Annotated in this window: 17 protein-coding genes and 1 pseudogene; 7 read left to right on the forward strand and 11 right to left on the reverse strand. The window is 57.4% G+C overall.

The window, feature by feature from the left end; translation table 11 throughout:
- Positions 1-13: 13 nt before the first annotated feature.
- Positions 14-838, reverse strand: coding sequence for a hypothetical protein (locus tag FMN63_RS02555; protein ID WP_148582358.1), 825 nt, complete (start codon positions 836-838; stop codon positions 14-16).
- Positions 839-946: 108 nt separating this feature from the next.
- Between FMN63_RS02555 and FMN63_RS02560 the strand changes: the two genes are divergently transcribed.
- The 3 genes from FMN63_RS02560 (at position 947) to FMN63_RS02570 (ending at position 3570) form a co-directional block, all read left to right on the forward strand.
- Complete coding sequence (locus FMN63_RS02560) at positions 947-1837, forward strand: LysR family transcriptional regulator (RefSeq protein ID WP_148582359.1); 891 nt, start codon at positions 947-949, stop codon at positions 1835-1837.
- 216 nt (positions 1838-2053) lie between these two features.
- Positions 2054-2365: an EthD family reductase gene (locus tag FMN63_RS02565; RefSeq protein WP_148582360.1), complete on the forward strand. Its 312-nt coding sequence runs from the start codon at positions 2054-2056 to the stop codon at positions 2363-2365.
- Between the two features lie 248 nt (positions 2366-2613).
- Positions 2614-3570, forward strand: a complete 957-nt coding sequence (locus FMN63_RS02570; RefSeq protein ID WP_148582361.1) for a helix-turn-helix domain-containing protein — start codon at positions 2614-2616, stop codon at positions 3568-3570.
- Positions 3571-3775: 205 nt separating this feature from the next.
- Here FMN63_RS02570 and FMN63_RS02575 read toward each other — a convergent pair.
- The 3 genes and pseudogenes from FMN63_RS02575 to FMN63_RS02585 all read right to left on the reverse strand — a co-directional run bounded on the left by FMN63_RS02575 (position 3776) and on the right by FMN63_RS02585 (position 8914).
- Positions 3776-5452: pseudogene (locus tag FMN63_RS02575) on the reverse strand (GMC family oxidoreductase).
- Positions 5453-5501: 49 nt separating this feature from the next.
- Entirely contained in the window at positions 5502-6908 is a 1407-nt protein-coding gene (locus tag FMN63_RS02580; protein ID WP_148582362.1) for an aldehyde dehydrogenase family protein, read from the reverse strand.
- Between the two features lie 431 nt (positions 6909-7339).
- Positions 7340-8914 carry a P-loop ATPase, Sll1717 family gene (locus FMN63_RS02585; protein WP_148582363.1) on the reverse strand — a complete coding sequence of 525 codons (1575 nt, stop codon included), beginning with the start codon at positions 8912-8914 and terminating at the stop codon, positions 7340-7342.
- Positions 8915-9398: 484 nt separating this feature from the next.
- Between FMN63_RS02585 and FMN63_RS02590 the strand changes: the two genes are divergently transcribed.
- Entirely contained in the window at positions 9399-10013 is a 615-nt protein-coding gene (locus tag FMN63_RS02590; protein WP_353619103.1) for a GNAT family N-acetyltransferase, read from the forward strand.
- A gap of 153 nt (positions 10014-10166) precedes the next feature.
- On the opposite strand, the gene FMN63_RS02600 is transcribed toward FMN63_RS02590, so the two are convergent.
- The 3 genes from FMN63_RS02600 to FMN63_RS02610 are packed head-to-tail and all read right to left on the reverse strand — an operon-like array spanning position 10167 to position 12506.
- Positions 10167-10697: a GFA family protein gene (locus tag FMN63_RS02600; RefSeq protein ID WP_148582364.1), complete on the reverse strand. Its 531-nt coding sequence runs from the start codon at positions 10695-10697 to the stop codon at positions 10167-10169.
- A 16-nt stretch (positions 10698-10713) separates the two neighbouring features.
- The gene (locus FMN63_RS02605; RefSeq protein ID WP_148582365.1) at positions 10714-11949 is read right to left on the reverse strand and encodes an NAD(P)-binding domain-containing protein; all 1236 of its coding nucleotides are present in this window, start codon (positions 11947-11949) and stop codon (positions 10714-10716) included.
- Positions 11946-12506 carry a carboxymuconolactone decarboxylase family protein gene (locus FMN63_RS02610; RefSeq protein ID WP_148582366.1) on the reverse strand — a complete coding sequence of 187 codons (561 nt, stop codon included), beginning with the start codon at positions 12504-12506 and terminating at the stop codon, positions 11946-11948. Before FMN63_RS02610 ends, FMN63_RS02605 begins: the two co-directional genes overlap by 4 nt.
- 144 nt (positions 12507-12650) lie before the next feature.
- Between FMN63_RS02610 and FMN63_RS02615 the strand changes: the two genes are divergently transcribed.
- Positions 12651-13352: a winged helix-turn-helix transcriptional regulator gene (locus FMN63_RS02615; protein WP_148582367.1), complete on the forward strand. Its 702-nt coding sequence runs from the start codon at positions 12651-12653 to the stop codon at positions 13350-13352.
- Between the two features lie 74 nt (positions 13353-13426).
- Here FMN63_RS02615 and FMN63_RS02620 read toward each other — a convergent pair whose 3' ends face one another.
- The 3 genes from FMN63_RS02620 to FMN63_RS02630 all read right to left on the reverse strand — a co-directional run bounded on the left by FMN63_RS02620 (position 13427) and on the right by FMN63_RS02630 (position 16187).
- Positions 13427-14458, reverse strand: a complete 1032-nt coding sequence (locus FMN63_RS02620) for an NAD(P)H-dependent flavin oxidoreductase (protein WP_162529965.1) — start codon at positions 14456-14458, stop codon at positions 13427-13429.
- 111 nt (positions 14459-14569) lie between these two features.
- Positions 14570-15136, reverse strand: a complete 567-nt coding sequence (locus FMN63_RS02625; protein WP_148582369.1) for an OsmC family protein — start codon at positions 15134-15136, stop codon at positions 14570-14572.
- A gap of 598 nt (positions 15137-15734) precedes the next feature.
- The gene (locus FMN63_RS02630; RefSeq protein ID WP_148582370.1) at positions 15735-16187 is read right to left on the reverse strand and encodes an Lrp/AsnC family transcriptional regulator; all 453 of its coding nucleotides are present in this window, start codon (positions 16185-16187) and stop codon (positions 15735-15737) included.
- 253 nt (positions 16188-16440) lie between these two features.
- Between FMN63_RS02630 and FMN63_RS02635 the strand changes: the two genes are divergently transcribed.
- On the forward strand, positions 16441-17640 hold the full coding sequence (locus tag FMN63_RS02635; RefSeq protein ID WP_148582371.1) for an aminotransferase class V-fold PLP-dependent enzyme: 1200 nt from the start codon (positions 16441-16443) through the stop codon (positions 17638-17640).
- Positions 17641-17822: 182 nt separating this feature from the next.
- On the opposite strand, the gene FMN63_RS02640 is transcribed toward FMN63_RS02635, so the two are convergent.
- On the reverse strand, positions 17823-18722 hold the full coding sequence (locus tag FMN63_RS02640; protein ID WP_209000894.1) for a LysR family transcriptional regulator: 900 nt from the start codon (positions 18720-18722) through the stop codon (positions 17823-17825).
- A 115-nt stretch (positions 18723-18837) separates the two neighbouring features.
- On the opposite strand from FMN63_RS02640, the gene FMN63_RS02645 reads away from it, so the two are divergent.
- Complete coding sequence (locus FMN63_RS02645; RefSeq protein ID WP_148582372.1) at positions 18838-19506, forward strand: FMN-dependent NADH-azoreductase; 669 nt, start codon at positions 18838-18840, stop codon at positions 19504-19506.
- Positions 19507-20112: the final 606 nt, after the last annotated feature.

Genomic DNA, 20112 nt, shown 5'->3' on the forward strand with positions numbered 1-20112 from the left:
GTGGTTAAAGGGGTCAGAAATTTCGCAGCGCCAGCAGGATGGCGGGGATCCCCGCCAACATTGCGAGCGCTGCAAAAGCAAAGGGTTGAACAAGCATGGGCAAGCGAGAGAGTTTCGCGTCCGCGAGCGGCAGTCCCGCCATCGCAAGAAGGAGCAGATAAGCTGCTGTGCTGAGATTGGTCGCAAAGGTCGACAGCTGGACAAGCAGGATCAGCAACCCACCCTGAACGACCCAGGTCATCATCGGATGGCCCTGGTTCGGCGACCCGTTTTTCAGCGTGGCAACAAACATCGCCAGGGCATATCCGGCCAGGAGCGCAGACAACGACAGCAACACCTGCCCCAATCCAAGAAAGCCACCCAACAAGGCAAGGACGCTTGCCGTCACGCTCATCGCCAGGTGTGCGACGGGCCAGGTAAAGGGGGATCGGGACAGATCTGGTGCTTTCGCCAGCATTGGCGTCCAGACAGCAATTGTTCCCAAAGGCAGAAGCCAGGTCCAGTCAAGCCGACCCGCAGTCAAGGGGCGCAGGACTAGCCATAAAAACGTGACCGCTGCAACAACGGCCAGAAGGGCGGCGCGGCGATATGAGACCTGATTGAAAGCAATGAGCCCGAGCACCGGAATTGCCGCGAGCGCATAGGCAACCTTGTGTTTGGATGTAATCGCAGGAAATGGCGGGAAGCCTTCGTGCAGGAGGTAGATGGCCGCAATGGCAAGACCCATCGTGACTGCCGATGCCCTGGGTGCAGCGAAAGCACGTTGCTCGACGAACCCAAGGCCAGACCCAAGAGCGATTGGAGCGACAAACGCGATAATTATGTCAGCTACATCCATCAGTCTGCCCGATTTCTATGAATTTCCTTCTGGGCTAGACTTAAAGATTTCGCTTTCGTTGATTAAGATGGCTTTCATTGAATGATTATCGCCATTATGGTGTAAATCATGGACCGTATCGATCTTCTGAAAACCTTTCTGAAGGTGGCCGACACCGGCTCGTTCACGGCGGCTGCCGAACGGCTGGACATGACGCCTCAGCTGGCAAGCAAATACATCCGCGCGCTTGAATGCGAATTGGGCGCGCAACTGTTTCACCGGTCCACAAGGCGGGTGAACATGACCGAAACCGGGGTTGCATTCTATGACCGGTGCGCGCGGCTGGTGGAGGACTTCGAGGAGCTCAAAGCCGATGTGCGTCAGGAGCATTGCTCGCCGCGCGGGCAGCTACGTTTGACCGCGCCCCATTGCTTTGGCGGAAAATATCTGGTGGAGGCTCTGGCAGACTTCTCCGCCGAACATACGGAAATCTCGGCAACGCTCGATTTGACGGATCGCTATGTCAATCTTCTGGATGAAGGGATTGACCTGGCCATTCGGATCGGAAACTTGGAGGATTCCTCTTTGCTGGCCCGGCAGATCGGGATGGTTCCCGTTGTCCTTTGCGCCAGCCCTGAATACATCGCGAACGCGCCCGATCTGAATAATCCCAATGATCTTGAAAATCACGCCTGCATCATCGATACGAACTTCAAATCCCAAAACAAATGGACATTTCTGGTAGATGGGCAGCCAGTGACCTACCAGGTTGAAGGGCGTCTCAAGGTCAACAGCGCAAGCGGTGCGCGGACCTTGGCTTTGAAAGGGCAGGGCCTCTTGTTGTCACTGCAATATATGGTGGATGATGATATCAAGTCGGGGAGATTGATACCGCTGTTGCCAGACTACATGGCGACCAAGCTGGCCATCAATGCGGTTTACCCACCCACCCGCCATCTTTCAGCAAGGGTCCGACGCTTCATCGATTTTATGGCAGACCGGTTCAAGCATCTGAAATAGGTGGGCGCACGATCATTGATGCCGTCTGGTTGCAGGTCAAGAATGTGACCCTGTGAAAGGCATCGCCAACTTGTTTTGGTTGGGCGCTCTGCGACGAGGCCCCCAGAATTTCAATGCCCTCAAGGCGCAGTGGGAGCACTTGAGTTCGCCCGAGAGAGAATGCGCCATTGGATCGGTCGCAACACACTGATCGTGGCCAAGTAAGGAGAAAAATCAATGCATTGCCTGACAGTCATCTATCCGCAACCCGACGACATCGAGGCTTTCAAGAGTTACTACGAAGACAAACACCTGCCTCTGGTAAGACGTCTGCCGGGCCTGCGCAGCATGCACCATGCCTTTCCCGAAGCGATGGGCCCGGCACAGGTGTTCTGCATCTTTCAGGCCTATTTCGACGATGCGCAGGCCTTCGAGGCCGCAGTGACTTCGGACGCGGGCCACGAGGTGGCCGGTGACGTCCCGAACTATTCGCCGAAAGGTGCCCAGGTCTTCCATTTCCCCGTGGAGACTGTTCACGAAAAAGCCTGATCCCGCCGAGTTCATCATGCCCCGTCGCGCTTCACGACGGGGGCGACGGTTCTGACCTGAACCGAGTTGAGATGACATCGTCGCGGGCATGGCCGCGAAAAGTTTTACCTTCGTCAGCCTGGCGCGACCGCCGGATCGCCGTTTGATTTTGGGGCCGGCGGGCCCGTGTTGAGACCCTGCCTTCAGTGCATAATGGCATTGCGCGTATCCGCGGGGATCGGTTAGCGTGCTCCGTGGAGGAGGCTTGTGTGTCTCAACAGGAAGTCATGTCAGATCCGGGCGGCTTCAGTGCCGCTACCCCGGTGTCGATCGAGTGCGCGCGCGATCGGCTGGTGGAAGTGTGTGGCAATTTCGAAATCTTGCCCCATGCCAAGAGCGATCATATCACCGGCGCCATAGACTCTCGGATTTTCGGACAGTTCAACGCCGCGGTTGTGGCCACCCGGGTCAGCTCGGTCTGGCGGGATGAGCGGATGATCCGCAATGATCCGGCGCGCAACCTGTTTCTCATCTATCAGCAAAGCGGGCACAGCGTCATCCGGCAAGGCGACACGGAGAGCCTTATGCAGCCGGGCTCTTTCCATCTGGTCGATTCCGCGTTCCCCTCTCAATTCCGGTATGCCGATGAGACAACACGCAAGATTTCGGTCCATCTGCCACGAGAGGAAACTGTGCGCCGATTGGGACAGACCTGCATTGGCGGGGTGGCAATCGATCGATCAGATCCACTGAACGTGGCGCTTGAGGCGGTGCTGGTGAAGCTGCTCTCGGCGGGGGCGGATACGGCCGGACGTCTGTCGGATACGCTGGTGGAGCTGCTCGGAACCTATCTGAGGTGCCGTGAGACGCAGACGCCGAGCTTGGAGACCGAGGAGATGGCGCGCCTGCGGCAGGCCCGCGACCTGATCGAGCTGAAAGCGCGCGACCCAAACTACTGTCTGGAAAGTCTCTGCCGCGACCTGGGCATGTCCCGCCGGTCTGTGCAGCGGATCTTTTCGAAGGTCAACGAAACCCCCTCAAGGGCAATTCAGGAGGTGCGGCTCGCCTGGGCGCATCGCCAGCTGTCCTCCGACCCGCAGCGGACAGTCGCCGATATCGCCTTCGCTTCGGGCTTCAACGACCTCTCGCATTTCCATAAAAGCTTCCGGACGCGCTACGGCGACGCACCAGGGGCCATTCGCAAGAAGGCCGGATCCACCGCCTAGGTTGCGGACGCATAAATGAAGGCGAAATGGCATGAGAATAGCGAAACCGCGTTAGGAAGGGTGCGCGGAGCGGGCTTTATGCCCGGTCAAGCATTCTGACGACATGCGGTGAAGCCATCTTCATTCATGAGTTCACACCCTGGAACACCGCCCGCCCATCGGGCAGGGCGAGCGGCGCCGGGAGGCCACGTTCGACGCTTGAGCGTCAGCCGTGGGAAGCCTTGATCATGTCAGCGGCCTTTTCGGCCACCATGATGACAGGCGCGTTGGTATTTCCTGCCATGACCTTTGGAAACACGGAGGCGTCGACAACACGCAGGCCTTTGATCCCGCGAACCCGAAGGTCCGGGTTGAGCACTGCCAACTCTCAAGTGCCCATGGCGCAGGTTCCGTTCTGGTGGTGATAGGACATCACCGCCGAGCGCGCATATTCGGCAAGTTCCTCGTCGCTTTGAAGTTCTTCACCCGGATAGATCTCGCGGCCCTTCCATTCGGCGAGCGCAGGCTGCGCCGCGATCTCGCGCATCTGACGGATCGACTTCACCAGAATGTCTACGTCGTGCATATCCGAAAGCACCTTCGGATTGATATGCAGCTGATCGTCGATAGAGCTTCCCGAGAGCCGGATTTCGCCATGGGACGCAGGCTGCACGCCAGAGGCATTCAGCGTGAAGGCATTGCCCGTCGGCTGTTCCATCTCTGGGGTATAATAGGGAACGTGGAAAAACAGCGGCTGCATGTCAGGCCCCGGGAGGGCGTCATCGGAGCGGATGAAGACATGCGCATGCAGCACCGTGATCGCCATGTCGCTAGGAGCAGGAATTTCCTTTTTGCCCTCGAAGATGACCGGACACAGCGTGTGGTCGTTCAGGTTCTTGCCCACCCCCGGAAGATCCTCGCGGACCTTGATGCCCAGCTCTTCAAGGTGATCACGAGGTCCAATGCCGGACATCATGAGAATGCGCGGGCTCTCGATCGCACCGCCCGAGACGATCACTTCGCGGTTGGCCGAGACCCGCCGCGTCTCGTTTTCCTGAAGGTATGTCACGCCGGTGGCCCGGTCCCCTTCAAACTCCACGTTGAGCACGCGTGCATCAGTGATCAGCGTCAGGTTTTCGCGCTCCAGCGCCGGGCGCAGGAAAGCCACGGCGGTTGACGCACGTTCACCGTCCTTCGTGTTCAGATCGACATAGGCCACACCGTTCTGTTGCGCGCCGTTCGTATCCTCGTTGAAAGGATAGCCGGCCTCCTGCGCGGCCTCGACCATGGCACGCGTAAGCGGGTGCGGCTCGTAGTCGGCGGTCACATGGAGCGGTCCGCCTTCACCGTGGTATTTGTTGGCGCCGCGTGAGAAGTCTTCGGATTTCTTGAAGTAGGGAAGCACGGACTCGTAGTCCCAGCCCTCGCATCCGAAATCGCTCGCCCAGGCGTCATAGTCGGACGCGTTGCCGCGCACATAGATCATGCCGTTGAGAGACGAAGAGCCCCCCAGCGTCTTGCCGCGCGGCCAGAATAGCTGCCGGTTGGCAGCGTGTTCCTGCGGGACTGTCTGGTATCCCCAGTCATACTTTGTGCCCCACAGCTCGATGAGCCGCATCGGGGTCGAGATCATCTCGGTGCTGTCCGGCCCGCCGGCCTCGATCAGCAGCACGCGGGCCCCGTCTTCGCTGAGGCGGTTCGCCAGCACACAGCCGGCTGAGCCCGCACCGCAGATCACGTAGTCATAGCTCTGCTCCTGCGCATCGACAGGGTTCACGCTCGCTCCCAGCAGACCGCCGCCGAGGCTGAGGACGCCCGAAGCGACCGCTGTACGGCCGATAAACGATCGACGGGTGAGATGGGTGTTCTTTGTGTCGGTCATGAGGCTCCTCCCTTGGAACATGAATTGAATGGGGCCGCGCCTCCCTGCGCGGCCCCGGTGTGCTGTCGGATCAGGAAAAAACGACCTGGATGTCGGTGTATTCGGCAAGACCCATTTCGCCGAACTCCACACCGAGTCCCGATTGCTTTACGCCGCCGAACGGGGCATTGGGCTGGATCGCACCGTGCTTGTTGATCCACACCGAGCCGCATTCCATCCGCGACGCCAACGCGCGAGCTGCTTTCTTGTCGCTGCTCCAGATTGAGCCACCGAGGCCTGTTTCCAGAGCGTTGGCGGCAGCGATTGCATCTTCGACGTCGGAGTAGCTGATAATAGGCAGGGCAGGGCCGAACTGTTCCTCGTCGACCAGTGCATCTCCGTTGGACAGCCCTGCAATAAGAGTGGGCGGAAAGAAAAGCCCCTCGCCAGGCATACCACCCAGCAGGACCCGCCCCTTCGTCTTGGCGTCGTCCACGAGGCGCTTCAGCTTGTCGAACTGCGCCTGGTTCTGAACCGGTCCAAGAATGCTTGCCTCATCCATCCCGTCGCCAACCGGGATGTTCCGGGCATAGGCCACAAGCGCATCGCAGACCGCGTCATGAATGCTTTCGTGCACGTAAAGGCGCTTCATCGCGGCACAGGTCTGCCCGTTGTTGATGAAGGCGCCCCAGAACAGGTCTTCGGCGATGGCCTCGGGGTCCGCATCCGGCAGAACGATCCCGGCATCATTGCCGCCCAATTCCAGCGTGAGGCGCTTCATGGTTTCCGCGGCGCTCTTCATCACGCGCTGTCCGGTGGCGCAGGAGCCGGTGAAGACGATCTTGCGAATATCCGGGTGGGCCGACATCAGCGCGCCGAGGTTGACCGCCTTGTCATCCCCCGTGACGATATTCAGCACCCCCGGCGGCAGCAGCGCGCTGACGAGTTCCACCATGCGCAGGGTCGCGAGAGGGGTATTGGGCGATGGCTTGATGACAACGGTGTTGCCGGTCCGCAGTGCCGGCAGCACGTGCCAAACCGCGATCATCAGCGGGAAGTTCCACGGGGTGATCGAGCCGACGACGCCAAGCGGCCGGCGGTGCAGCGTGAGAAAGCCGTTCTCGTCGTCCTGCAGCACCTCAACCGGCAGTGAAAGTTCCGCCGTATGGGCGGCCCAGGCCTGGGCACCACCAACCTCCCAGCGGGAGCCGGCCCCGTTCAAAGGTTTGCCTTGTTCACGTGTGATCAGTTCGGCCAGCTCTTCGCTGTTTTCGGCAAGAACCTGGACAATCCGGCGGCAGATGTCCTGACGCGTCTCGTCAGACGTCGCGGCCCAGGCCGGAAATGCGTCCTTCGCTGCGGCGACGGCCTTGTCGAGGGTCGCCTCGGTCGCATTCGGGGCGTGTCCCACAATCTCTCCGGTGCTTGGATTGCGCACTTCGAATGTTGAATCCGTGGCAGCCTGCGCGCCGTTGATCGTAAGTGTCCTGTCGAGCATCTCAGTCTCCTCCCTCCGGGCGCTTGGATCTGCGCCGTCCTTTTTCGTTTCGAGAGTACCGGGAGACTGACGATGGCGTCTTGGCAGGCTGTGCCAGCTGTTATGGGGAATCGCGCCAGGCGAAGGCACGGACGCTGTTCTGTTCCATGCAACCCGAGTTTTTCAACGGAAATGGGCGGAAAATGGGCGTTCGTTGCGGAGCTCACCAAGGTCTGGGAAGGGCGGGTAGCTATCATTCGCTGCGCCTTGGACGAAAGGCAGTGATGCACAATTTGCGGCCGCTCACCCGCAGCCAAGATGAACCGGACAGCGTGGATAGCAGCCGGATCAAATGCCGCCCCTCGGTGGTCGGGACAGCGCTATGTTAGTGGATCCAAGGTTGGGCGCTAGGCTACCTGAATTGCAGCATTCGCATTCTTATCAGGTCTATATTATCGCTTCTTTCCGCCCGCACTTCCTCTCTTCCTCTGATCAATTGCAGATAGAGCCTTTCGGATGGAGGGGTTGAGGGTCATTCTTTGATCGACGAGCAGCACGTTGTCACCTCTAAAGATCCATCTATTCCTTGATACGTTCCCTGTCGATCCTGTTCTGAAATCGTTTCCCAACGCCCCATGTGTGTACAACATGTTGCAGACATCTCCGAGAGAGTGGGAGTTTAGGAAACTCTCTACATTCTTGGAATAAGTTGCCTTCTGCTTGCCGACTGCCACAAGATCATCCAAGAAAAAAAGCCTCTTAATTCCAGAAAAGATAGAAGTTATCGCGGATACCTCTTCCGTAGAAAGGGATGCGCTCAGCTCATACTCAATTTCCGACCATAATTGACTGGAGTAGTCGTTCTCAGTATCTTTAAGTGCGTGAGTATCAAACTTTGTCTTCGAAGGGAAAGCTTTCTGTGCGAATGTCAGGCGCCACATCAGATCCCTAGGGCGGTAGAAGGACCTGTCCAGAAGGAACGCATCTAGATCCTCTCCGTCAATCTTGCTGTCAAAGAAATCTGAAATAGCGTCGCCTTTATATTCGGGCCCAATTGCTGCGCCAATCTTTTTTCGAATGAGATCAATTAGTGGATGGCTCAGAGATCGCTGTGCGTGGTGCCAAGATATACTTACGCCTCGATCATGCACTACTCTTGTGACTTCTTGTCCGAGAGGCCCGATTGCGTCAACGACCTCCCGTCTGATCGAAGCGATGACGTATATATTTTGATTTGTGGCGCGGAAGATACGATTCAATCGGTCCACTGCGAATATGAGATCCCTGACCATACAGAGGTCCCTTTTGTACTGCTCTGCAGCTATGAAGAACACCTCCAGTTCATCAATGCCGATAGCTATCTTTTGCTTAAATTCTATTTGAGAAAGGCACGCTATCGCTGCATCAACTACCTCTGAGAAGCTCGCAGTCGCTTTTGTGGAGCGCTCGTTTTCAAAATCTAAGTCAACTTTGCCTTTGAAAAAATCTAAGTCAGCGCCAATTGTAACATTGGCACCACTCAGCTTTGGCAAGAATCCTAAGACCTTCTTGAATGTTGCTTCTCCATTCAAACCAAGAATCCTTAGGAAGTCGTCTTTCGACTTACCACTGATGGAGCACTCAGGGGCTTTTAGAACTATCTGACCAATCTGATCTAGGAGAAACCATGTCCAAGCTGACTTGAAGTCTTGCGCAATTCCCATTTTAATTGAGTCGTGTTCCGCGATGATTGCGCCCGCGTGCTTGGACAGCCTTATTCTCTTCTCTTCTGGAATATCAGACTTGAATAGGGAGACAGCTCGAAAGCGGCTATCGGGTTGAATTTCCGCCAAAGTGTATCTCAGCAGAGATGTTTTACCTGTCCCGCGAAAGCCAGATATGAAGTAAACTGCCCTGTCAACGAAGTCTTTGATCCTAACGTTCTCAGGGATTAGGAAGATACTGTGGAAATTTGGATCGTCGACACCATCGAGAAAGAACTCCTCTTTTCCATCGACCATGCCTATCCTTAAGTCCCCGATATGCATTTTGCTGCCCCACGTTCAATCCTGATTTCTATTCTAAATATGTTGCTCGCACTTTGATATTCGCTCTCCGATTATGCAACCTCCGCTGATGCCCTTAGGTCTCCGGTTGTCTCGAAAGGTATCGATTGTCCCAAGGCTCCGTACTCGCCAAAAATTTCACAGAACTTGCCCTTATTGCCGCTTGAGGTTCGCTGTGCGAGTGCGCCGCGCATAACCCGACGAGTGGCTTTGAGCATCGAGAGTCTGATGAGTGCGCAAGGCGTCAAGGTCCGCTTTGGGCTGCGACCAGTTATCCGCTGCACTTGACGTGATTGGCAGTACCGGGCCGCGTCCCGACATTTTGGGTTTGGGGCGCCACGATGAAAGAGCGCTATCGTGCGCGAGCCTGTCGCTGCGCCCGCTTCCGACGCCATCAGGGGCGCTTGAAGGTTATGCAAATGTGCCATAAAGCGGTCGCGCGACGAGCGTGTCAGAGAAACGTGAGATGACGCCGCTGGTTTTCGATCAGTCTGGAATGCAGGAAATTGAGCAGTTGAAAACGATCCAAACTGAGCGTCTGGCTATCAGGACTTTCCGTGAAGGTGATGCGGAGGCCTTGTTCGCCTATCTGCGCGAGCCCACCGCAAGTTGCTTCTTCTCGCTAAAACTCGCCGATCTGGCGGCAGCCGAAAGTGAGGTCCGGAGACGCGCTGGCGACGATGGCTGTGCCGCCGTCTGCCTGCAGGAAACAGGTCAGCTCATAGGCGACCTGTTCTTCCATTCAGATGCTGCTGGGCCAGATGATCCGGAAAAACCTCAACAAGCTGACACGGTTTCTGTGGGCTGGAATTTCAATCCACTGTTCAGCGGCAAGGGTTATGCGTTCGAAGCGGCACAGGCCTTGTGTTCCGAGTTGTTCACTCATCAAGGTACAAGGCGCATCTATGCGTATGTTGAGGACCACAACGCCCCGTCGCGCCGGCTCTGCGAAAAACTGGGCATGCGAATGGAAGGCCTATTCCTGGAATATGTGACGTTCCAAAACGACAGCGCCGGAAATCCCATCTACGAAAACACCATGCAGTACGCCATTCTGCAGCATGAATGGAAACACCGTTAAACCTCCCCGAGTCGGCTGCGTCAGCGTGATCGCAGCCGCGCAGTTTCCTATCCACTGCCATATTGAAAAGGGCCCGGTCATGGACGGCGCCGGCCGGTTCGAGTCGAACACGGATTGCCCTGACAGGCTTTGGCATTGATCAGGGCAAATGGTTCATCCAGCTTCCAAAAGCTTCGCTCTCCGTGCGAGGCTGTCACGCGAGAATGTTTCGTTCACCTTGTAAAACCTGGCAACTGCCGGGACACCTTTGGGCAGGGACAGCCAGGGCAGTTTGGTCGATGTGAAAATATGGACGTCTGGCGGAAATGGCGTGGGATCATCCAGGGTCCCGACCCTGAGAAATCGGATCCGTTCATTCAGCTCATGCTTGTGATAATAACTCCAGACGGCAACATGGCATTTGGCGCAGCGGGCGATTGTCTGCCCCATCCCGCTCGGCGTCATGACCTTGAGCATATCTATATCGCCTGACAGAACCTCCACGTTTTCGGCCTCCACAAGTGCGTTGATCGCAAATGCGCTGCCTGTCTGCCGCTGGCACAAGCTGCAATGGCACCCATGGATGATGAGCGGTGTGGCCAGAAGGCGATAGCGGACGCTTCCACAGGTGCATCCGCCTTCACAGGGCAGCGATATCTGCCGGGTGGCGCCTGCATCGATCCTTGAATTGCGTTGTGGTGTCATGGAAACCTCCATCAGATCAGGCGGCCATTTGGCCTCGGGTTTCGCAAATATGCTTTGCGAGAGCGCGGGCATCGTCACCAACACCGCCAAGGAAGGTGGATTTTCGGGTGCGCAGGAACGGCAGCCCCAGCACGTAGAGACCGGGCGCCACGATGCCACCCCGGTGCTGAAGCCGTCCCTTTCCGTCAAAGTGCGGCAAGTGCAACCACGACATGTCGGGCCGAAAGCCCGAAGCCCAGACGATGGTGGAGATCGTGCCACGTGCAAGAGGCAGGGTGAGGCGTGGCATGTCCGGCACCAATGTTGGTGCAAAGCGACATGGCGCCTCCGCAAAGGTCAGACCGCTCTGCTGTGCCCAGACGTCTATCACCGACAATGCCCGGTTCATCTTGAGGTCAGAGAGCGCTATCGCATTCGCCAGTGCGCCTGAAAACTGGAGTGTCTCCTTTTGGCAGCCAACCAGCCGACCGACGACCTCGACCCCCATGCCTTGCAACGCGTTGAGGTCGAGGAACCGCCGCGAGCGATCACCAACGAGCTGCAGCGACGGCAGTGAGCGGGCACGCGTGATGTCATCAATGTCGTCAAGAGTGGTTGAGAAGAGCCCGGATTGCTCCATCAGCCAGGTGATGTCATGGCCAAGGTAGTGCCGCGGCATGCGGATGTGGTTGCCCGTCGCAAGGATGACCGGGCGGCCGGATGCACGGATCTCCGCGGCAAGCTGCACACCTGTCGCAGATGCCCCAACGACGAGGACACCGCCTGCGGGCAACTCCGAAGGGTTGCGATAGGACAGGGGCGATATCTGCGTGATGTCACGGGAGACCTCCTTGGCAAACACCGGAACAGCAGGACGATTGCAGGCCCCGGTTGCGATGACCACATTTGCCGCGTGCCAGGCGCCCTTGTCCGTCGTCACGACAAACTGATCATTGCCCCGTGTGACGGAGGTGACCGTAACCCCAGACTCGACCGGCGCGGCGGAATGCGCGGCGTAGGACTTCAGGTAGGCCAGAACCTCTGGCATGGTCATATACCCATGCGGATCTGGGCCGGTGTAGCAATAGCCCGGCAGGCGGCTTTGCCAGTTGGGTGATTGCATGGTGAGATTATCCCACCGCTCCTGCGCCCAAGAATTGCCAACCTCGCCGCGTTCAAGCACGACATGCGGCTCTGACCGCTCGCTCAGACAGTGGCTCATGGCAAGGCCGGCCTGCCCGGCGCCAATGATAAGTGTGGGTATATGTTTCATGCCGCATCCTCCAATGGAGACCAGGCAAAGGGAGCGAATTCGGCATCCAGCGGCAAGTTCAGGAGGTTGGCCGTCATATTGCTGAGGGTCTTGTTCGCCACGCCAATGATGACCTCCAGTGCCTGTTCGGGGGCATAGCCTGCCGCAAGAAACGCTGCATGTTCTGCGAGTGCGTTACGTCCGCGATCCGTTGCCAGTTTCCGGGCGAACCGTGCCAGAGCGCCAAGCCGATCATCATCGGGGTCCTGGCCATTCCGCATCGCTTGAACATGGACCTCTTCCAGCCCCGCCTCGGCGGCAAAGGCCGTGTGGCCGGCAACGCAATACCGACACTGATTGGCAACGCTGACCGCCAGTTGGACCACCTCGCGTTCGGCGGGCGTCAGGCTGCTGGCCCCAAAAGCGCCAGTGAGCCCGGCAAAGCCTGTCATCGCCTCGGGTTGCGCGCCGTAGACGGCGTAGACATTGGGCACAAAGCCGCGCGCCTGGGCAATTGCATCGAAGATTGGACGGGCTTGGGGAGCCGCTGTTTCAATGGTGTGGATTGGTAAAGTCATGGGGTTTCTCCGCTTCAGGGCCCGCCAATGGGCCACATCGTGCGAGCAGAGATACCCGGCATTTCTTTTGCCGGATGCTTTACAGGTTGGAGCAACTCACTATAGGAATTGATGTAGGTCGCTACACATTCTGGAGTTGGCTCTATGTCCCACAGCTATGGCCAGTGGTGCCCCATCGCCAAATCAACCGAAATTCTCGGTGAAAAATGGACGTTGCTGATCATCCGGGAACTGTTGATGGGCAGCACCCGGTTCTCGGAGCTTCAACGGGGGTTGGGAGCCATTTCGCCAACGCTGCTGACCCGCAGATTGGCCACGCTGGAACAGTATGACCTTGTCTACAAGCGCCGGATACAGGGCGGAAGAGGTCACGAATATATACCGACATCCAGTTGCAAACAGCTTCAGCCGATTTTGCTGGCGCTTGGCAGCTGGGGCATGGAATGGTCCAAGGCCTTCATGAGCGATGCCGACTACGACGTTGAACTGCTGATGCTTTACCTTCAGCGCAGCGTTGTAACGGAAAACCTGCCCGGCGGTAAAACTGTCGTGCTGTTTCAGTTTACGGATTTCCCCGAGCAGCCGAAATGGTGGATCACGGCGGACGGTGAAAACGTGGATGTCTGCACGACCGACCCGGGGTTGGATGTCGATGTCTTTGTCAAAACCAGGGTTCGCGCGATGGCGGATGCCTGGTTGGGGCGTACAAGTTACAAAGCCGCCAAAGCATCAGGTGCGATGGAGATCATCGGGCCGGTTGCCCTGACGCGCAACATCTCGCACTGGCTGTCGGATTGTATTTTCGCCAGCCTGCCCAATGCCGAGGAAATCCTTGCGGGAAGCTAGGGTGTCGACCCTTAAATGAAGACGAAATGGTTTGAGGAGGACCAATCCGGGATATCCGCAGGAGATGGAAACGGCTACACCCCAGATGCGGAATCCAAAGAGGTTGATCTGAGGATCGTTCGTGCCTCGTCCGTCACGCGCTCAACGATAGCACCGGCGGGCTCGATCGTATTCACCAAGCCCACGCTTTGACCTGCCCACATGGACATGGCCTCAATTTCTCCCGTCATCTCGCGGTGTGGGGTCGTGGATTGATATGTACGGATCCTCGCCTCGCCGCGCTGTGCGACGGTCTCGCCCGCGCGATGTCTTGATGTGTTGTCCGGGCGCCCCTCTGCCAGCCAACGGGCCGCCAGTGCATTGCGCAAAACGCGGTGCTGTGCGTTTGGCCAGCCGACATTGTAAAGGTCCGTTTCAACCAGCGTATCGCCGTGATCGGCCGCAATGAGGCGCGCGATGTAATCCTTGTGAGCCGCACTTTCCGGGGTTGCCAGAAACCGCGTCCCCATCACGGCGCCACTTGCCCCAAGACACAAGGCTGCCGCCAGCCCGCGCCCGTCCGATATGCCGCCTGCGGCCAACACGGGTACGGACCCCGCAACGTCTGCCACGGCAGGAAGCAGCGACATTGTCGCGATGGTACTGCGCACATGCCCGCCAGCTTCCCAGCCTTGTGCAACCAGCACATCCACTCCGGCTGCGACAGCCCGCTTTGCCTCTTCAGAATCCGAAACGGTCTGGATCACCAGCGCGCCATGTGCATGCACCCGGGTCACGTATGGGGCCGCGTCACCCCAGAAGAAGTGCACGGCATTCGGCTTGTAGGAAAGGGAGTGCTCCAGCCGCGCGTCTTGTGGCATGTCAAGGCAAAGATTGACGGCGAAGGGGGCATTCGTCTTTGCGCGCAGGCTTTGCAGTTCGGTCTCGATGATGTCCTGTCCGCTCCATGATAGCGGCATGATTGGATAGCCGCCCGCATTGCCGACGGCTGCTGCCAGATCACTTTCAACCACACCCCCCATGGGGGCCAGGGCGATTGGGTGCTCCACGCCGACAAGCTTTGTAAAGGCTGTGATGAATCGTTCGCCGGGCCGTCTGGGCAACATGACACTCTCCAATTTTGCCGTACGCATTGTACCGCGAGCCCGGCATGGCCGGCACCAATGAAGGTGGTCGATGCAATGCGCGCGACGCTCGTTGTCCTTTTGTGCCCGGAGTCAGGCCACCGTCACATGTACGTTGGTCGGGTTGGTTATCAGATCGAAAACCGCCGACCTTTTTTGTGATTGGGCGATCAAGGCACGAATATCGTCATCGCTGGCATCCGCCTCGATTTCAAATGTGACACGTACCGCGCTGAAGCCATTGCGAATTTCCGGGTCCATGCCCAGAATTCCGCGCATGTCCATGTCACCTTCGACGCGGGCTCGCACCTTGCGCAACTGAATGCCCCGGTGTTGTGCGACTGCAGCGACGCCGCCGGTCAGGCAGCTTGCGAGAGCCGACAGGACAATTTCGGGAGGTGTCGGGGCCGTGTCGGGGGCAGCGAAAACCTCCGGATGATCCGAACTGATGGTGAAGGTCTGTTTGCGGGCGTGGTCCTGGCCCAGCCCGAAGTAACCGTTGATCGTGTTCCGGCTTTCGGAACCGGCAACCCAGTCGCAGATGCTCCGAAACGTAAAAGATGCGGCTTCGGGCATCTCGGCAAAAGCGCCCCGCGCCCCGATCAGAGCTTCAGTATTGACGCCGTTTGATACGGTTCCGTTGTGAGTCCGTGTCGTCATTGTAATTTCCTCATTAACACATCCTGCGCTGATTGATTTCCGCGCCATGAGGTGACTTCTAGTGACTTGACGGACCGCGAGATACTTCACGCTCGAAAGCAACTCACTACATAAATGGTAGTTAAATGGACGCGGTTATGCGGCCTACCCGAGTGAACGGCTGGATAGTCCGCTCTGCCGACTTTGCCGCGTGTCCTGGCTTGGCCGTCGCCACGAACGTCTCCTTCGACGAGCCGCACCGTAGCAACATTGAGTTGGAGCAACGGCAGCTTTGGGACGTTTTTGTCGACCAGGCACCAGCCAAGGTCAGGATCGGGATGCTGTGGCGCCGCAAGTCGGCTTCGAGCCCAATTTGTCGGACGCCGCAAGTCGGATTGATGTTCAAAATGACGTACGGCTAACCTTCAAACGCAGCGTGGCGGCTGAGGCGTCGCCAAAAGCCGATTGTCGGTCAATCTGCCCATCGGCTTCAGCGTCGTGGTCGATGCAATGCCCGGCACATGGCGACCTTGCGTTGCACCAGGGAGTTGTCGACTTCAGTTCAGGTGCTCTTTTCCCATGTTCTAGCTCAGCACGCCACGAGCCGTGGAGAACGGTCTCATCCAGCGTCCCAAGTCTGGTATTCGCGCATCGATACCAGTGTCTTGTAGCCTGTAACCGGCTCGTGATTGATGTAAGTCTGCGCAAACTCGTCAAACTCTTCCATTGATGCACAGTGCAGAACCAGCACGATGTCGTCGTCGCCCGTAACCCAAAGAAGGCGATTGACAACGGATTCCTGACGAAGCCTTTGACAAAACTCGTCCATCAAACGCGGGCTATGGCCATCAATAGTCACGAGAACGACGATCACCAGTCCGCGATCTTCGAGCTTGGGCGAAATGACCGCGACTTCGCGTTCAATGGCACCAACCTTTCGTAGTCGTTGCACCCGACGCAAACAGGCAGCCGGTGACAGGCCAACCTCTTCCGAAAGTTGTTCTCCGGTTCGACGGCTGTTGACTTTGAGCAGTGCGAGAATGCGGTGGTCGAAGCTGTCGAGGCTCTCCAATGCGATTCAACCTCCTTGAGTAGATTTGCGAGATTCTCGCACGACCCACCAGAAATCGCGAGATTTTCTTGTTTGGCGCGGGCAATTCACGACCCGGCCGTTAGTAAATCTAATAGCACTAAGACCTTCACAACAAGGGAGATTGTGATGTTGACCAAACCAGAAACCAGAAACCCGCGCTAAGGCGCTCCTGCCGCTCCGCATGAAACAATTTGATCTACTTGAAGATATCAGAAAGTCTCGAGAGAAAAAAATGAACGAAACTGCACCCCATATAACGCGGATCGATATCGATCAGGTGCGGGCTGACGTGCCGTCCTGCGAAGATGTCCTTCACTTCAACAACGCCGGTGCATCGCTGATGCCAAGCGAGGTATTCCGTGCGCTGCAGACGGTGCTGCAAAACGAATATCATGTCGGCGGTTACGAGGCCGAAGGTCGGGCCGGCGATGACCTCGCCGCGTTCTATACTGAATTCGCCGGGCTTCTGAATGCGCATTCTGACGAAATAGCATATGTCGAAAACGCGACCCGGGCTTGGGACATGGCGTTCTACGGGCTGGATCTGAAATCGGGCGACCGGATCATCACCCATGGGTCGGAATACGCCTCAAACTATCTGGCCTTTCTGCAACAAGCAAAGCGGAAAGGCCTTCACATCGACCTCGCGCCGTCGGATAGCACGGGCCAGATTGATGTGGCCGGCCTTGAGAAGCTAATTGGGCCGAGGACCCGACTGGTGGCGATTACCCACGTACCGACGCAAGGCGGGCTGGTGAACCCGGCCGAGGCTGTGGGCGCGATTACGCGCAAGCATGGTCTTCTCTACATGCTCGACGCGTGCCAATCAGTCGGTCAGATTGATGTGGACGTTGAGAAGATCGGCTGTGACATCCTTGCTGGGACGGGTAGGAAATATCTACGCGGACCGCGCGGGACAGGTTTTCTCTATGTCCGGCGCGCGGTTCTCGCCCAGATTGATCCACCGTTTATCGACCTGCATTCGGCGCATTGGACGGGGCCTGACAGCTACGAGCTAGCCAAAGGTGCCCGCCGGTTCGAGAACTGGGAAAGCTATATTGCAGGGCGGGTCGGCCTGATGACCGCGGTGCGCTACGCGCGACGGATTGGGTTGCCGGCCATCGAAGCGCGGGTGGCGAGGCTGGCCGAAATGCTGCGTGAGGCGCTCAGACAGGTTGACGGTGTGAGCATTCATGATCTTGGCGCAAAGAAATGCGGCATCGTCTCCTTTCGGAAAGAAGGGGTCGATCCGGCGCGCATGGCAGAAATTCTGGGAGATCAGGGCATCAACGTGTCGGTGTCCTGTCTTGCCTACGCGCGCCTCGACTTAGAACTACGTAGATTGCCCTCGCTCCTGAGGGCATCGGTGCACTATTTCAATAACGAGGATGAAATCGAACGGTTTGTCGAGGCAATTTGGGCTATCCACTAATTGGTTGAGGCAGTGAATTACGAGCCAGCAGCAATGGCAAAATCCGATCTGCGTGCTCCTTTAGTGATTGTCCAAAAGGTTTGGTAAGGCTGCCGTTCAGACCCCTACCTTGGTCAAACTGAAAGGCGTAGGAAACACTTTTTCAGTTTGGCTAGTCATTGGAAATTGATGTAGCAGAAATTTTACTCGCAAGACCGTGCCCATGAAGCGAAGCGCTCCACTTCAGGAAAACGCGGATGATCGCTGAGGCTCACAGCCCAAAAAGTTCTGCCGGGCAATTTCGCTTCAGACAGGCGTACCAGGTGCCCGGCTGCGACAGCGGAGGCGGCCAATACGCTGGAAGCCAGTACCGCACCCTGACCTGCAAGCGCCGCGTCGATAGCATTGATTTCTTCGGAGAAATACTGAGTGACCTCCGGCCCTTCGCCTGTAAGCCGGGCTGCGTGCGACCAGCGTTGCCAGTTGGGTGGCGCTTCCGCGCCGCAATTCCAGCGGTATTCGATCAGCGGCAGGCGAAGAATATCGGCGTCTTCGTTGACCTGATGCCGACGCAGCACGTCCGGCGCGCAGAGCGGAATCAGGCTGTCTTTAAATAGCGGCAACCACTGATCTTCTGTGCCCGCTTGACCTGCATAGCGAACCGCGAAGTCGACATCGCTGGCAGACAGGTCCACCGGTCGGTTGTCGGCCTCGATTTTCAGATTCAACCCGGTCTGACTGTGCAATGCGGGCAGGCGCCTCATGAGCCAGAAGCTGGCGAATGCCACAGTTACGGAAACCGTCAACGGGCGGCCTTGATCCAACTGGGAAAGACCTGAGATGGCCTGAGCCATACGGTCGAAACTCTCGCACAGCACCGGGTATAATGCCTCGCCTTCCGCCGTAAGGCGGATTGGTCGAGGATAGCGGTGAAAGAGCTTCACTTCCAAGATCTCTTCAAGTTGGCGGATCTGGTGGCTGATCGCGGTCGGCGTTAGGTGAAGCTCTGCCGCGGCACGGGCGAAATGCAGATGCCGGGCGGCGGCTTCAAAGGCGCGTAGCGCGTGAAGTGGAGGCAAGCGCCGCATCTCTATCCTTTCCATTCGGTGTTGCGCCTAGGTGAATCTCATTCATCCATGCCCTGAAAAATTCGCCTTCGCCAGAGAATAAACCGCTTGGTAGGCAAAATGTGTAGTGCAAAACCTCAGGAGATTGCCAATGCCTACTCTGCTGCGAATTGATGCAAGCGCCCAGCTTGAAGAACGCTCTCTGACACGACACCTGACCGGGATATTCACGAGTACATTTCTGGCCAACGCACCGGAAACGCAGGTGATCACCCGGGATGTCGGGTTGAACCCCATTCCCGCAATTGATCAAAATTTCATTCATGCCGCCTTTACCCCGCCCGACGAGCGTGAGCCGTGGATGAACGAGCGCCTAGCCCTGTCCGACGAACTGATCGAGGAAGTGGAAGCGGCGGATATCCTCGTCATGGGAGCGCCGATGTACAATTACGGGATGCCTACCGCATTAAAAGGCTGGATTGACCAGGTTGCACGGATCGGAAAGACCTTTTCCTTTGATCTTGCACGCGGCGATGCGCCGATCGAGCCGATCCTGTCAGGAAAACGGCTGGTGGTGCTGTCAGCGCGCGGTGAATTTGGTTTTGCTCAGGGGGGTGTAAGGGCTCACCTCAACGCGCTTGACCTTGGTCTGGCGGCTTGTGCGCATTACTTCGGCGTCGCGCCGGGACATATCGATACTATCGCCATCGAATACCAAGAGTTTAAAGACGATCGTCACCGGGCTTCGGTTGAAATGGCAGAGGCCCGCACCAGCGACTTGGCCGCCGAATTGGCCGGAGCTGCTGCGCAGGCGGCTTGAAACAGACTTATGAGACGACAGCACTAGGTGGCGCGCACTGAAATCCGCGCCACCAATTCGTTTTGCAGGCAGCTTGACGCCATTACGGAGTTGATATCGAGCTTCAAAGGGCCGGAAGTAACGTAGCGCATGGGGCGACCATGCGTCGGCCGCTGCGCGATACACGAATGACTGCTGAAGATCCCTGGTTGCTCCTGATTGACGGGCAGCTAAGGATCAAGGTGTGTAGCGTTTTCGAGACGCTTGAGTACGGCATCACTCATCATCACTTCGTCATCGCGATAGTTCCTGGAATTCCGAGCAACTTCGATAGCATTCACGCCATCGTCGCTTCGTGCGTTCGCGTCAACACCAAGATCAAGAAGTGCCAAGACAGTTTCTTCATAACGACCTAATGACGCTGCAAGTATTAAAGAAGTGCGTCCCCAGTTGTCATGTGCGTCAATGTTTGCCCCGGCACCAGCGAGCACAAGGACGCTTGTTCCCCGTCAGCAACCATGAGACATATCGGCGAAATTGCCTAAGGAGGATTTCTGGCACATCGTAGCCCGCCAAGGGAGCGAAGATGAGACAGAAATCCGGGCCGCAGGAGTCGGCCGAAAAGCT

This window comes from Stappia sp. BW2 (assembly GCF_008107695.1).
Classification (GTDB): domain Bacteria; phylum Pseudomonadota; class Alphaproteobacteria; order Rhizobiales; family Stappiaceae; genus Roseibium.

Coding starts and splice junctions, on each gene's coding strand:
- FMN63_RS02580 (WP_148582362.1), bottom strand. CDS start 6,908: ATGCTCGACAGGACACTTACGATCAACGGCGCGCAGGCTGCCACGGAT.
- FMN63_RS02565 (WP_148582360.1), top strand. CDS start 2,054: ATGCATTGCCTGACAGTCATCTATCCGCAACCCGACGACATCGAGGCT.
- FMN63_RS02585 (WP_148582363.1), bottom strand. CDS start 8,914: ATGCATATCGGGGACTTAAGGATAGGCATGGTCGATGGAAAAGAGGAG.
- FMN63_RS02645 (WP_148582372.1), top strand. CDS start 18,838: ATGCCTACTCTGCTGCGAATTGATGCAAGCGCCCAGCTTGAAGAACGC.
- FMN63_RS02560 (WP_148582359.1), top strand. CDS start 947: ATGGACCGTATCGATCTTCTGAAAACCTTTCTGAAGGTGGCCGACACC.
- FMN63_RS02625 (WP_148582369.1), bottom strand. CDS start 15,136: ATGACGACACGGACTCACAACGGAACCGTATCAAACGGCGTCAATACT.
- FMN63_RS02555 (WP_148582358.1), bottom strand. CDS start 838: ATGGATGTAGCTGACATAATTATCGCGTTTGTCGCTCCAATCGCTCTT.
- FMN63_RS02590 (WP_353619103.1), top strand. CDS start 9,399: ATGACGCCGCTGGTTTTCGATCAGTCTGGAATGCAGGAAATTGAGCAG.
- FMN63_RS02635 (WP_148582371.1), top strand. CDS start 16,441: ATGAACGAAACTGCACCCCATATAACGCGGATCGATATCGATCAGGTG.
- FMN63_RS02620 (WP_162529965.1), bottom strand. CDS start 14,458: ATGTTGCCCAGACGGCCCGGCGAACGATTCATCACAGCCTTTACAAAG.
- FMN63_RS02600 (WP_148582364.1), bottom strand. CDS start 10,697: ATGACACCACAACGCAATTCAAGGATCGATGCAGGCGCCACCCGGCAG.
- FMN63_RS02640 (WP_209000894.1), bottom strand. CDS start 18,722: ATGGAAAGGATAGAGATGCGGCGCTTGCCTCCACTTCACGCGCTACGC.
- FMN63_RS02605 (WP_148582365.1), bottom strand. CDS start 11,949: ATGAAACATATACCCACACTTATCATTGGCGCCGGGCAGGCCGGCCTT.
- FMN63_RS02615 (WP_148582367.1), top strand. CDS start 12,651: ATGTCCCACAGCTATGGCCAGTGGTGCCCCATCGCCAAATCAACCGAA.
- FMN63_RS02610 (WP_148582366.1), bottom strand. CDS start 12,506: ATGACTTTACCAATCCACACCATTGAAACAGCGGCTCCCCAAGCCCGT.